Origin of the sequence: Nostoc sp. DedQUE04 (assembly GCF_034530995.1) — a bacterium.
Taxonomy (GTDB): Bacteria; Cyanobacteriota; Cyanobacteriia; order Cyanobacteriales; family Nostocaceae; genus Nostoc.
The window spans coordinates 158,365-172,781 of the sequence record NZ_JAVRCA010000011.1; the positions used below are offsets into that span (position 1 = coordinate 158,365).

Here is a 14,417-nt window from a genome sequence, read left to right on the forward strand (position 1 = left end):
TTAAAGGGCTTCTTTCCGGCGGGTTGACTTATCGCCCACTTTCTGGAATAGACCCCACTCAACTTGCTCTTCAAGATCCGCGTCAACACCAGCAAATACGTCTCGGTAGATTGTCCGAGCGCCATGCCAGAGATGACCAAAGAAGAACAAGAGAGCAAATACGGCGTGTCCAAAGGTAAACCAACCTCTAGGACTGGTGCGGAATACACCATCAGAGTTCAAGGTTTCCCGGTCAAATTCAAAGATTTCACCGCCTTGAGCCTTACGGGCGTACTTCTTCACATCAGCTGGCTCTGTAAAGGTCTGACCATTCAGATCGCCACCGTAGAAACTAACGGTAACACCAGATTGCTCGAAGCTATACTTAGATTCTGCCCGACGGAAGGGAATGTCAGCGCGGACAATTCCATCTGCATCAGTCAAAATCACTGGGAAGGTTTCAAAGAAGTTGGGGAGACGACGCACGGTCAATTCCCGTCCTTCAGAATCTTTGAATACGGCATGACCTTGCCAAGACTGAGCAATGCCATCACCCTTCACCATTGGCCCTGTACGGAATAAACCGCCTTTAGCGGGGCTATTACCGACGTAATCGTAGAAAGCCAATTTTTCAGGAATCTGCGACCAAGCTTGATCGAGGGTTGCACCTTCACCAACGCTAGTTTGGACGCGGCGCTGAATTTCTTGACGGAAGTAGCCTTGATCCCATTGATAGCGGGTGGGGCCAAACAATTCGATGGGAGTGGCGGCGTTACCGTACCACATAGTACCAGCAACAACGAAAGCAGCAAAGAAAACTGCTGCAATACTGCTAGAAAGTACTGTTTCGATGTTCCCCATCCGTAGGGCTTTGTAGAGCCGTTCGGGGGGTCTAACTGTCAGGTGGAATAAGCCTGCAATAATACCAACAACACCAGCAGCAATGTGGTGAGCCGCAATGCCACCAGGGTTATAGGGGTTAAAACCATCTGGCCCCCACTCTGGTGCTACTGCCTGGGCGGCGCCAGTTATACCATAAGCATCAGAAACCCATATCCCCGGCCCAAATAGTCCGGTGACGTGAAAAGCACCAAATCCAAAACAAAGTAGACCAGATAAGAACAGGTGAATGCCAAACATCTTTGGCAAGTCGAGAGCCGGTTCACCAGTGCGGGGATCTCTAAAAAGTTCCAAATCCCAGTAAACCCAGTGCCATACGGCAGCTAGGAACAGCAGACCGGAAAGAACAATGTGAGCGGCAGCAACGCCTTCAAATGACCAGAAGCCAGGATCGGTTGATGGTCCACCAGTAACGTTCCAACCACCCCAAGATTGAGTGACTCCCAAACGTGACATAAAGGGTAGGACGAACATCCCTTGACGCCACATTGGGTTGAGAACTGGATCGCTAGGATCAAAAACAGCTAGTTCGTAGAGTGCCATCGAACCAGCCCAGCCTGCTACTAAGGCTGTGTGCATTAGGTGTACAGAAATCAGTCGCCCTGGATCATTCAGAACGACTGTATGTACTCGGTACCAGGGTAGTCCCATCGACTACGCTCCTCCTCGATGAGTTAGTTTACAAAGCAATTTTCTTACTGAGGTTATGAGAGACGAAAATCGCCACTCATAAAACTCTCTCTTGTTTTTTGTTATTGCCAGAGCCAGAGTATCACCACAGCGTAGTCTTAAGAAGTCAGACAGCGTGGGTGCTTTGGCAATGCTTACTCGCTTCGGGAGGTTTACCTATGATAGGGTAGCCATCGCCAAGCAAAAATGAGAATGTTTTAAAAAGTGTAACTATTGATGGAATTGTTTGCAAGCGTGTAAATTGATGCGATCGCGTAGCATCTCTAAGTTTTTTCGCTACCAATACCCGTCTAGGATGAAATTTGCTTATCTTTTCTTTACGATGAGAGGGGCATTGGGCATTGGGCATTGGGCATTGGGCATTGGGAATTGGGAATTGGGCATTGGGCATTGACCAGAAAAAGCTTTAGCAAGAGCGAACAGGGAAAAAATTTCTCTTCCATGCCCCATGCCCCATGCCCCATATTTACTGAACCACCAAGTGGATATTTTGCAGTTGACACTTTGCCTCAGCTGTACCCAGGCGTTCGATTACCTGTTCGGCGCTCATCAGACGCTTGAGTACTACTTGGCCGATGGTCTGACTACCAATTACTGGTGTTGTTGGCTTCACTTCTACGGTTAAAACGGCTTCTTCAACTCGATAAAGCCAGAGCAATTCATTTTCTTCGACTAAACAAATATTCATTCGCTGAATATCTGGTTGGCGTCGCCATGCAGTTATTTGCCAGAGTCCATCAGATGCCCAAACTCTTGCAACTGCCCATCCCTCAGATAGAAAGAAATACTTCACGGTCTTAGTCTCACTATTAGACTTTCAATCTGCTGTTAACAATATCGCGATCGCTTTAGTCGCTGATGTTCAAACACACTTCTTTTTGAGAATACAGCCGATCTTGACGAGAAAACGCTTTGTCGGTGTCTGTTCCCAAGCAGCAACAGGTGAAATCTCAACTTACACTACTTGGGCTAAGTGTCAAAGCTTAACAAGACCTATTTTTCTAGTAACTATGAATTTACGACAAATTTAACCAATGTTAAAAATTTTAATTACATAAAAACTTTTCAATACTTAACAAATCTTAAATTTAAAATTATGTATTTCATCAATGATTTTTTGTAACCAAATAGTGCATAGGCGTAGCCTGTTGTAGGCATCACAGCAATAAACTTGATTATGAAGTTGAGTATCCGCCACAAATTTTTGATTTAGATAGCTCCGGAGCGTTCCATTGCAACAAGAACCACTATAAATTGTGAAGATTCAGCATAATAGTCACAAATGTAGTAAGATTGCTGACCGCTGATATCAAATATATTAACGCCATGACCTGGTTTTCCTTGTCCGTGAAACGGTGGGGTCGGATTACACAATTCCTATCTTTGTTCTGTCTATGTTTATTTTTAGTTGTTAGTTGCGCTCCTCGTCCGCAATCAACTACGCCGCCATCTGGTGCTGTAAATACCCCTACAGGTGATGGTCGTATTACTATCGGTACAACAGCCAAGCCAAGAACCCTCGATCCTGCTGATGCTTATGAGTTAGCAGCTTTAGGTTTGGTGTTTAATATGAGCGATCGTCTCTACACATACGAACCAGGAAGCATCGAAATTAAACCTCAACTAGCTACAGCATTACCCAAAGTCAGTCAAGACGGCTTAATTTATACCATCCCCTTACGTCAGGGAGTAGTTTTTCACGATGGGACTCCCTTCAACGCTCAAGCAATGGCCTTTACCATTCAGCGCTTTATTGAAAATAAAGGAAAACCCTCATTTTTACTAGCTGATATAGTAGATTCGGTAAAACCTACAAGCGAGTATGAGTTAACCATCAAGCTGAAAAAGCCCTTTGCAGCTTTTCCTTCACTGTTGGCGTTTCCTGGAGTTTGTGCAGTTTCGCCAAAAGCTTACGAAGTCGGCGCTGGTAAATTCAAGCCGAATATTTTTGTGGGAACTGGCCCTTACAAATTAGGACAGTATGGTACTGATTCCATCCGATTTGATGCGTTTGATAAATATTGGGGAGAAAAACCAGTTAACAAGGGTGTTAATCTCCAAATTCAAACTAGCCCGGTTAATTTGTTTAATGCTTTCCGTACAGGTGCAGTCGATGTAGCTTATCTGTCGCTGCAACCAGATCAAAATCGGAGCTTAGAAGAAGGTGGTAAAAAAGGGGATTGGCAAGCGATCGCAGCTGAAGGTAGTGTAGTAAGTTATCTGGTATTAAACCGGAATCAAAAGCCTTTAGATAAATTAGAGGTAAGACAAGCGATCGCATCCATAATTGACCGTCCACTTTTAAATGAACGAGTGTTACTTGGTCAAGCAGATCCGCTGTATAGCATGATTCCCACAACATTTAAAGATTCTGTGCCATTATTCAAAGATAAATATGGCGATGCTAACTTCGATCGAGCTAAAAAATTATTAACTACTGCTGGTTTCTCCAAAGAAAGTCCTGCAAAAGTCCAAGTTTGGTATCCTTCTAGTTCACCTACTCGGAGTTTGGCAGCACAGACACTCAAATCTCTTGTGGATGTCAAAATGGATGGAATACTGCAATTTGAAGTTACCCAAGCGGAAGGGCCTGCCTTTTTTAAAGATATTGCCAAGGGTTTGTATCCAGCAGCTTTACTTGATTGGTATCCAGACTTTTTAGATCCAGATAATTACGTCCAGCCATTTTTATCTTGTGACAAAGGTTCAACTGCTAAAGGATGCGAAGATGGAGGCAGTCAAACTCAGGGTTCGTTCTACTATAACGAAGCTATAAATAAACTGATTGATGGGCAACGCAAAGAACAAAACCCCGAAGCGCGTCAGAAAATTTTTAACGAAATTCAAACGCAAGTAACTACTGATGTACCTTACGTTCCCTTATGGCAAAACAAAGACTATGTATTTGCCCGAAATGGTGTTAATGGCGTAAAACTTAACCCTACCCAAATTTTGGTTTACCAGACACTTAAAAAATAATTCGTAGTTGATAATTCGTAATTCGTAATTTAATTTTTTGAGGTTTAAATTCCAACAGCTAAAAGCCACAGATTTGACAATTTAATGTGATGAAAAGCCAAAATGTTACGAATTACGAATCAAAAATTACGAATTACGAATTACGAATTACGAATTACGAATTACGAATTACGAATTAAAAATTACTTATGTCTCGTTCTAAAGCTTTACAATATTACATTGTTTCTCGGTTGCTTCTTGCGCCACTTCAGCTATTAACGATCATCACCATTGTATTTCTCTTATTAAGAGCAACACCAGGAGATCCAGCAGATGCAATTCTTGGTGGACGTGCGCCAGAAGCAGCTAAAGAAGAATTGCGAAAACAACTCGGTTTAAATCTTCCCCTATGGTTACAGTACCTCAATTATTTGGGAAATTTGTTGCGCTTTGATTTGGGAAGTTCTTTGTTGAGTCGGGGAGAGAATGTTTGGGACATTATTGGGCAATATTTCCCAGCGACGGTGGAGTTAGCAGTATGTAGTATGGCGGTTGCACTCATCGTCGGAATTGCGGTTGGGACTCTTTCGGCTTCTCGTCCTGGGACATATTTTGATGTCGGCGGGCGCTTATTTGGGATCATCACCTACGCACTCCCCATGTTTTGGGCGGGAATGCTTTTGCAGTTGATTTTCTCAGTCCAACTCGGTTGGTTTCCCAATTCAAACCGCTTTCCACCCAATCTTCCGGCTCCCACTACTGTGACTGGATTGTATACAATTGATAGCTTACTCGGTGGAAACTTTACCCAGTTTTTCGCATCTTTGCACCATCTGGCTCTACCAAGTCTCACTTTGGGAATTTTGCTTAGTGGAATTTTTGAGCGAATTGTGCGAGTGAATTTAAAGCAAACTTTGCAAGCCGATTATGTAGAAGCTGCTAGAGCCAGAGGTATTGGTGAAAATAAGATTTTAGCCTCCCACGCTTTAAAGAATGCCCTAATTCCAGTAATTACAGTCTTGGGATTAACTTTTGCATCTCTATTGGGTGGGGCGATTTTGACAGAGGTAACATTTTCTTGGCCTGGTTTGGCTAATCGACTGTATCAAGCGATCGCCGATCGCGATTATCCCACAGTCCAGGGAGTACTCGTGTTTTTTGGTGCGATCGTTGTTAGTGCCAGCATTTTAATTGATATTTTAAATGCTTATGTAGACCCGCGAATTCGATATTAGCAAAAGTTTATTAACTATTTGTAATCTTCGTGTGGGGTGGGCATCTTGCCCGCCTTTTTTAGTCAGTAATACCGCATAAGAGATGCAGTTTCACTATATTAGTTTTCTGCTACTTCCAGAAAATTTTGGCTTTCAAACAGGCAACTCAAATTACTGTCCAACATCCAAGATAAGGCTATTAAGCTGTTCCACATTTAACTTGCATATCTTGGGAGGGCGAGACGCCCACCCCACAAGAAATGTACAATTTCAGATTATGCAAACTAGATGTGGTTTAGCTTAACATTTATTCTCGATTAATGATTTTAAATCTAGGCAAAGTTTTGATAATTTTTTTAATAAGTTTAAAATAGAGCTATAGTAGTTATAAAAAATAAAAATGATTAAGATTTTATTCTTAACCATCGTCACTTAAGCAATCATTAGATGAGTTACAGCATTACAAATTAATTCTAAAACTTCGTATTATTAGCATAGATAAAATAATGGTCTGTCACTTTTACATCGGCTTTAAAACCAACTTGGATCAGATGCTTTTGCAATTCATCTTGCTGATAAAAAACTTTCACTATTTGAAATTCTTGCCCATTATTTAACTTCCGGCTTTTGTAGATACTGCCATCATCATTCAGAATATGCTTATTAGCTGTAGATGTCGGTTCAAAGCGCGAGTCAACAATAAATACTTGTCCACCGACACGCACAGATTTATAAACTTTTAGCAAAAACGATTTCAGCAATTCTGGCGGCACATGAGATAACCAGAAAGAGAAAAATACTAAATCATATTCAGCGTGTGGTTCCCAGGCAAATAAATCAATTTGGTGATATTCTACTTTTTGTGAATTTAACTTGCTGCGATTAATTTCAATTACTTCTTCGGAGGCATCAATTGCAGTAATTTTCTGTCCAATTTTTAAAAGCTCTTGTGTCCAAATTCCGGTTCCACAGGCTAATTCTAAGATTTCCTCAGCTTGGACAATTTGTTGTAAACCTTGTTTGACAATATCAACTTCTTTAAACCAACGCTGGTTTAGTTCCTCACCACGATCGTAACGACCAAGACGATAAAACCACTGATCGTATTCGTTGGCTCTAGCACGATAGTAGGCAATTTGTTGTTGCAGAATTTGATTGGTCATTGCCAGCTTATCATCTACTCTCATCAACTCTAGATAAATTTTACAGCTAAAAGTTCTGCTGGCTGGCTACGTCTACGCATTTACTATTATTGAAGTCTTATCTTCTTAAACTGCGCGGGTCGAGTGCATCTCTCAGCCCATCACCGAGTAAGTTGAATGCCAACACTGTGAGGATAATCAGCACAGCCGGCGGCCAAATTAACCAAGGTTGCAACACCAAAATTGAAGCATTGCTAGCTAGAGAAAGCATATTTCCCCAAGAAGGGTCTGGTTGTTGAATACCCAAGCCGATGAGACTCAATATCGCCTCTGAGCCAATAAAGCCGGGAATTGCAAGAGTTGCAGAGATAACTACATAACTAGCCGTTTGCGGTAAAACATGACGGATAATTATATAAATTGGGTTCCCGCCCATTGCACGCGAGGCTTGGACAAATTCTCGCTCTTTAATTGATAGTACCTGTCCCCGAATCACCCGTGCTAAACTAGCCCAGCTAATAACCGAAGTAATCACCACAATCAGCAAAAAGCGCTGGGTACTACTTAAACCAGCTGGTAAGACTGCGCCCAATGTCACCAAAAGATAAATACTAGGGAAAGTCATTAGCACTTCTGCCAAGCGCATAATGATGCTATCAGTCACACCGCCGAAATAGCCAGAAATTCCCCCGATGAGCAAACCAAGGGGATAGGTAATGATAATGCCAAAAATCCCAATAAACATGCTGATGCGACCGCCATGTAGCAAGCGACTAAATTGGTCGCGGCCTTGGTCATCAGTGCCGAAGATGTTTAACTTTGCGCCAGTTGTTGTGCCAAATAAATGCCAATTTAAGGGAATACCACCAAAGATTGTGACTTCATCCCACTTCGGCGGTAGTGGCAAACTCATCTGCAACAATCGGTATTCTGACCCGGAGACAAATAGACGCAATGGTGAAGGCTTTGTTGAGTCTACAATGAGTTGGCGATCGCCTGTATCTAAATTCGTATCTCCCTGAGTTGTCGGATAAACATAAGGCCAGGTAAACTGCCCTGACTGAGAAACCCAGTGTATCTTCGTTGGTGGCAGCAGTGAACCATTAGGCTGTGAAGCATAGGGGTCATAAGGAGCTACGAAATCAGCTGCAATTACTCCTATATAGAAAATTAACAGTAAAATTGCCCCAAATCGTGCTAAAGGATTTTTCTTAAGTCGTCGCCACCAATCCATAGTAGTTAGGAGTTATAAGTTAGGAGTTATGAGTTATTAAATTTTTATCTTAATTCATAACTCATGATTAATAATTTTCAACTCCCAACTTTTGTACAGACAAGGGTTAATCGCGTCTCTACTCCTAACTCCTAACTCTTAACTGCTAACTTCTCCAAATACCGCTGCTGTTCTTCTTGTTGTTTTTCATGTTCCACAACAAACACGTTTGAGTAAAGATTTGCAAGAATTTGTTTTCCCTGTTGTGTCAATGATAAATAATGCAGTCCTTCTTGAATATAGGGATATACGCCATTCCAGTAAAACTTAGCGTAGTTGTTACGCAAATCGGCAGGGGTTTTATAGCCCAAAACTTTATTTACACCAGTTTCTTCAAACTCGTAAAATAAAGAAGTAATTTTCTTCAGGTAACGCGGGTCACTTAGTTGACCAATTAAATCAGCAGCCCGGACTAATCCTGCAAAACACCTTGTATCTTGATGATCTTCTGCCGCAGGTACGGGAAATCGAGTCAATTCAATATTGCTCTTAATTGCCTCAGCATCGATTAATTTGTGACCTCCAAAACGCTCATCGATGAAAAGCTTGGCTCTATCAACATGATAAGGTGTCAGACTGGCATCAGAAGCACCAGCAGCTACAGAAATCATTCTGCCATTTTTACCTGTGGCATATAAGTTTGCTGTTTCTCGGTCTTGCCGACAAACCCCTTTAACGTAGCCAATATCGTGACACACTAAAGAAATAATACAATGCAACCAGTCTTCACTGGAAACACCGCCTTCCCTGATATGTTTGCCACGTAAAATTTCTTGCCCCACTAAGGCAACTAGGACTGTGTGTTCAACATTATGGTAAAGGGCATCGCTATTAGCAATGTTTTCCAAAGCCATGTTACCCGCCCAAGCGATAATATCCTGATAATCATTTTTAAAGCAGCCATAAGTGCGGCGATAGCCGTCTCGAATTTCATTTACAAAGGCATCAATTAAAATTTCAGTGGCATTGAACATATCTGCTTACTCTGGTAAATACCAATTTTTTATTGATTTGATTGATTTCAAAATTCCATAATCAAGGCCACCCTTGCTGGAATTTCAGGCAATGGAGTTTGTTCCTTTGTAACTCACGTGTAGCTGTAGACGCTAGCTTTATCTGTGCCTGAATACACGGCTTCCTGGCAACACAAAGGCTTTAGAGAAATAATTGATTACGTATAAAAAATAATTTCCTGGTCTACCAAGGTACATAAATACTTTCGACTCTAATTAGATAAATCTAGATCGGCTATATTAGTTTTTCATATTTAGGCATTGGTTGACAGTGATCTCAATACAGATGGTGTGTGACATAGAGTAGCTTTATGAGATGAGAGAATTTTTTGTATCATAATCTACATAAAATTTATTACCATGCCTTAATAGTAATTTTGCTTACTTAAAAAGTTATATTATATACTGTTGTAGATAAAAGACATTCACTATGAAATGCGTCATAGTTGATATCGAAGTAAATAAACTTCAAGTTTTCTTAAGAAAATACCAAGGTTTGGTATGTATAAACAGCAAGTAGAGGTGAAATGTGAGCGATGAAAGTCTTTCAGAAGTTGAGGTGGAAGAAGCTATAACCTCTGAAGATAGGAATTTTTTAAGCAAATCAGATCAAAAGCAGACCAGGGCATGGTTGAAGCCATTATTCTTGGGTACTGGTTTAGGAATTGCGATCGCCTTACTTGCAATGAGTGTATTAAATCGTTTTCCATCCCGTCAACAAAGCGCGGTAGCGGATAAAAAAGTTAACCCAGCGATGACAGTTACTATCGCCACAGTAGAAACCGCCCGTGTTGTCCGTACACTCAAAACTACTGGGACTGTAGCCGCGAGTGATTTAATTCCCGTACTACCGCAAACAAACGGTTTACAAATTAAAAGCATCCCCGCAAATGTCAAAGAAGGAGTTTTTGTCAAACAAGGTCAAGTGTTGGCAGTGTTAGATGGTTCCATACTGCAAAACCAAATTAGCCAAGCAAAAGCAGATGTGGAATCGAAACAAGCAGATGTAGCATCCAAACAAGCAGATGTAGCATCCAAGCAGGCAGATTTGCTATCAAATAAAGCAATAGTCCAGCAAAAACAAGCCGATTTAGCTCAAGCTAAGGCGAGGTTGGAGGAAGCAGCCAAAAATTATCAGCGCTATCAACAACTCGCTGACTCTGGGACGATTAGCAAACAAGAACTTGATACTCGTTCTTACGCTGTGAAAACTGCCATAGAAGTTGTGAACCTGTCCCAAGAAAATATACGTAGTGCCCAAGCTAATATCGGCAGTGCCCAAGCTAATATTAATAACGCCCAAGCGATCGTCAACAAAGCCAAAGCCGATGTCAAAAGCAGTGCTGCTAAAGTGCAACAACTGCAAACTCAATTGGGACAAACTGTAGTACGTGCGCCGGTTTCAGGAGTAATTGCCGAGAAACTAGCTAGAGTCGGTGATGTCACTGGCGTACCGCCGCAAACCCAGGTGGGGACGGTGATTGGTGGCACACAAAAGCTATTTTCGATTATCCGAGATGAAAAGTTAGAACTTCAGGCGAAGGTGCCCGAAACTCAACTAACTCAGGTGAAAATTGGCGCATCGGTGCAAATTACTTCTGATGTCGATCGCCGGGTGCGATCGCAAGGACGAGTCAGAGACATACAACCACAGCTGAACGATCAAAGACGGGAGGCGACAGTGAAAATTGACTTGCCGCCAACGACTTTACTCAAACCAGGAATGTTTGCTAGTGCTGCAATTACTACTGACTCAGGAATGAAAATGGTAGTGCCACAAAAAGCAGTGCAGTCCCAAGCTGACGCAAGTGTAATTGTATTCATCTTATCGAGTGAAAATACAGTCAGCAGCCAGAAAGTCGAATTAGGAGATCCTGGAAATAACGACACCGTAGAAATCAAGAGTGGGTTACAGTTAGGCGATCGCGTTGTCGTTGATGGTGCAGGCTATCTCAAAGATGGCGATCGGGTTCGAGTTGCAAATTGAAGAAAATAGGGAAAAATAACCAATGACTAATGACAAATGACCAATGACAAATCCCAAATCCCAAATCTAAAATTTTCCAATGTCTTTTAATATCTCAGCCTGGTCGATAAAAAAACCTGTTCCGACGATAGTTTTATTTTTAATTTTGACGGTTGTCGGTTGGTTCTCATTCATATCCTTGGGGATTGATACTAACCCAAATATTGATGTACCAACAGTTTCGATCAAAGTCACCCAACCAGGTGCAGGCCCAGCAGAACTAGAATCTCAAGTGACGAAAAAAATTGAAGATGCTGTGGCGGGGTTGGGCAATATCGATTACATGATTTCTACCGTTAGCAATGGGAATTCTCAGACGACAATCAATTTTGTTTTGGGTACAGATAGCGATCGCGCCACCAATGATGTTAGAAATGCGATCGCTCAAATTCGCCAAGATTTACCCCAAGACATTAACGATCCAATTGTGGAACGCTTAGAATTTTCCGGCGGCCCGGTGATTACCTACGCAGTTAAATCAGATCGGCGTTCTGTAGAAGAGTTAAGCAATCTCGTAGACCAAACTATTAGCCGTGCCTTATTGGGAGTTCGGGGTGTAGCACAAATTCAGCGTGTGGGTGGCGTTGACCGAGAAATTCGGATTAATCTTAATCCAGATCGCTTACAATCTCTAGCGATCACCGCCACTCAGGTAAACGATCAAATCCGCGCTTTGAATATTAACTTACCTGGCGGACGTGCTGAAGTTGGTGGTAGCGAACAAAGTATCCGTACTTTAGGAAGTGCCGTCAGTGTGGATATTTTGAAAACCTACGAAATCGTTTTACCACAAGGTGGTTCTGTACCTTTATCTAGCCTGGGAACTGTAGAAGATAAATTTGGTGATGTACGTCAAGCCGCCCGTTTGAATAATCAACCTGTGGTAGCTTTTCAAGTCTTGCGTAGTACTGGCAGCGTTCTGGTGACAGTAGAAGAAGGAGTGAAAGCAGCAGTCAAACAACTAGAAAAAACCCTTCCCCCAGATGTCAAACTGGATTTAATTTTTACTAGAGCCGATATTGTCCGTCAATCTTACCAAAGCACCATTGATGAATTGATACAAGCTTCGGTGCTGGCGGTCATCGTTATTTTAGTGTTTTTGCGGAACTGGCGAGCAACATTAATTACGGCTGTTGCCTTACCCTTGTCAATAATTCCCACCTTCGCAGTGCAGCAAGCCCTTGGTTACACCCTCAACAACATGACTTTGTTGGCATTAGCCCTGGCGGTGGGCAACTTGGTAGATGATGCCGTTGTGGAAATTGAAAACATGGAACGCCACATGGCTATGGGCAAGTCAGCTTGGGAAGCTGCTTTTGACTCTTCCGACGAAGTAGGATTAGCGGTAATCGCCAGTTCAGCCACGATTATTGCAGTGTTTCTGCCCGTTGCCTTTATGGGTGGGATTCCGGGGCAATTTTTTCAACCATTTGGCGTTACCGTTGCCGTTTCCACAATTTTCTCAACTCTTGTCGCGCGGATGGTTACGCCGATGATGGGGGCGTATCTTTTAAAGGAGGCAGAGGGGCAAGGGGGCAGGGGGGCAGAGGGGCAGGGGGGAATAATAAAAATTTTTAATTTTAAATTTACACTTCCAGGTGGTGGGAACGGAAGTAGAAAACTTGGAGATGAAAAGCGTCAAGGTTTTCAACCTTATAGATCGCTTTTACAGTGGGCGTTACGCCATAGATTGACAACAATAGCGATCGCTTTCGCTTTTTTTATTGCTAGTCTGATGCTGGTTCCCCTGATTCCCAAAGGTTTCGTTGATGATGGCGATTTCGGAATTTCTAATGTATCTATAGAACTTCCTCCTGGTTCCACATTAGAAGACGTTAACAAAGTAGTCACACAAGCGACTGATATTATCCGCCAAAACCCAGTAGTTGAACGCGTACTAGCAACAGAAGAGATCAATTCTGCTAGTCTTGCGATTAATCTTAAACCCAGAGAGAAACGAAATATTTCCCAAAAACAGTTTGAGGAACAAGTGCGTCCTAACTTTGAGCAAATACCAGGAGCTAGAATTAGTTTTCAAAGTCAGTCACCAGGTGACAGTCGCAAAGGTTTATCAATTGTCCTCAGAAGTGAAAATCCCAAAGCTTTGAATCAAGCTGCTGATGCCTTAGAAAAGCAGATGCGATCGCTAGCTGGATTGGTAGAAGTGGCTTCTACTGCCAGTTTAGTCAAACCAGAGATTTTGGTAATTCCCAACCCGCAACGGGCAGCAGATTTGGGGGTGACAGTGCAAGCGATCGCTCGGACTGCTTCCCTTGCCACCATCGGCGATAATGAGGCGAACTTGGCAAAATTTAATTTAAGCGATCGCCAAATCCCCATTCGCGTCCAAATCGATCCGCAAGCGCGGGTTGATATCAACACAATTACAAATCTGCAAGTCCCCAGTCAAAATGGTAGATTAGTTCCCCTGATAGCAGTGGCAGACATCCGCTTTGGTAGCGGCCCTGCTACCATCAACCGTTACGATCGCGCCCGTCAAGTAGCTGTAGAAGCGAATTTGCAAGGGCTTTCTTTAGGAGAGGCAGTCCAGACAATCAATAAACTACCTGCAATACAAAACTTACCACCAGGAGTAGTACAGCAACCATCAGGTAGTGCCAAAATTATGCAAGACATTTTTGGTCGCTTTGGCGGTGCATTGGGGCTGGCATTAATGTGTATCTATGCAATTCTGGTGCTGCTGTATAACAACTTTCTCCATCCATTATCGATTATGGCAGCCTTACCCTTTTGTTTAGGCGGGGCATTGGTAGCGTTGATGGTTGCTCAAAAACCCTTGGGAATATATGCTCTGATTGGTATCGTGTTGCTGTTGGGGATTGTCACTAAAAACTCGATTCTGTTAGTTGACTATACCATCATCAACATGCAAGAAGGCAAAACCCAACGTCAGGCGCTCGTTGAATCAGGCGTATCACGTCTGCGTCCAATTTTAATGACTTCTTTCGCAACGATCGCCGGAATTCTGCCCTTAGCATTGGGAATCGGCGTGGGTTCTGAAGTTCGCCAACCAATGGGAATTGCCATTATGGGAGGTTTTACAACTTCCACTCTATTGACACTGGTAGTAGTACCAGTGATATTTAGCTACATTGACAACTTCCAAACTCGGATTATGGATACAATGCGCTATGGCTTTGGTAAGAAACCATCGCGTCAATAATGCCCAATCAATTTTGGATTTGTAATTTTAGATTTTAT

10 protein-coding genes are annotated in these 14,417 nt (G+C 42.5%); 4 read left to right on the forward strand and 6 right to left on the reverse strand.

Going from position 1 to position 14,417, the window contains the following annotated elements; translation table 11 throughout:
- From psbB to RM049_RS10595, 3 genes are all read right to left on the reverse strand, one after another.
- Positions 1-1,530, reverse strand: coding sequence for a photosystem II chlorophyll-binding protein CP47 (psbB, locus tag RM049_RS10585; RefSeq protein WP_322704121.1), 1,530 nt, complete (start codon positions 1,528-1,530; stop codon positions 1-3).
- 145 nt (positions 1,531-1,675) lie between these two features.
- Positions 1,676-1,960, reverse strand: a complete 285-nt coding sequence (locus RM049_RS10590) for a hypothetical protein (protein WP_322704122.1) — start codon at positions 1,958-1,960, stop codon at positions 1,676-1,678.
- Positions 1,961-2,035: 75 nt separating this feature from the next.
- Positions 2,036-2,362 carry a hypothetical protein gene (locus RM049_RS10595; RefSeq protein ID WP_289795423.1) on the reverse strand — a complete coding sequence of 109 codons (327 nt, stop codon included), beginning with the start codon at positions 2,360-2,362 and terminating at the stop codon, positions 2,036-2,038.
- A gap of 533 nt (positions 2,363-2,895) precedes the next feature.
- Between RM049_RS10595 and RM049_RS10600 the strand changes: the two genes are divergently transcribed.
- Together RM049_RS10600 and RM049_RS10605 are read left to right on the forward strand one after the other, a co-directional pair.
- Positions 2,896-4,548, forward strand: coding sequence for an ABC transporter substrate-binding protein (locus RM049_RS10600; RefSeq protein WP_322704123.1), 1,653 nt, complete (start codon positions 2,896-2,898; stop codon positions 4,546-4,548).
- A 188-nt stretch (positions 4,549-4,736) separates the two neighbouring features.
- Positions 4,737-5,762, forward strand: a complete 1,026-nt coding sequence (locus RM049_RS10605; protein ID WP_322704124.1) for an ABC transporter permease — start codon at positions 4,737-4,739, stop codon at positions 5,760-5,762.
- 452 nt (positions 5,763-6,214) lie between these two features.
- Here RM049_RS10605 and RM049_RS10610 read toward each other — a convergent pair whose 3' ends face one another.
- The 3 genes from RM049_RS10610 to RM049_RS10620 all read right to left on the reverse strand — a co-directional run bounded on the left by RM049_RS10610 (position 6,215) and on the right by RM049_RS10620 (position 9,130).
- The gene (locus RM049_RS10610; RefSeq protein WP_322704125.1) at positions 6,215-6,904 is read right to left on the reverse strand and encodes a class I SAM-dependent methyltransferase; all 690 of its coding nucleotides are present in this window, start codon (positions 6,902-6,904) and stop codon (positions 6,215-6,217) included.
- Between the two features lie 97 nt (positions 6,905-7,001).
- Entirely contained in the window at positions 7,002-8,117 is a 1,116-nt protein-coding gene (locus RM049_RS10615; RefSeq protein WP_322704126.1) for an ABC transporter permease, read from the reverse strand.
- A 131-nt stretch (positions 8,118-8,248) separates the two neighbouring features.
- Complete coding sequence (locus RM049_RS10620) at positions 8,249-9,130, reverse strand: Npun_R2479 family HD domain-containing metalloprotein (RefSeq protein WP_322637286.1); 882 nt, start codon at positions 9,128-9,130, stop codon at positions 8,249-8,251.
- A 568-nt stretch (positions 9,131-9,698) separates the two neighbouring features.
- Between RM049_RS10620 and RM049_RS10625 the strand changes: the two genes are divergently transcribed.
- Both RM049_RS10625 and RM049_RS10630 read left to right on the forward strand, forming a co-directional pair.
- A complete protein-coding gene (locus RM049_RS10625) occupies positions 9,699-11,156 on the forward strand; it encodes an efflux RND transporter periplasmic adaptor subunit (RefSeq protein WP_322704127.1) in 1,458 nt (485 codons plus the stop codon).
- 79 nt (positions 11,157-11,235) lie between these two features.
- The gene (locus tag RM049_RS10630) at positions 11,236-14,379 is read left to right on the forward strand and encodes an efflux RND transporter permease subunit (protein ID WP_322704128.1); all 3,144 of its coding nucleotides are present in this window, start codon (positions 11,236-11,238) and stop codon (positions 14,377-14,379) included.
- Positions 14,380-14,417 lie beyond the last annotated feature (38 nt).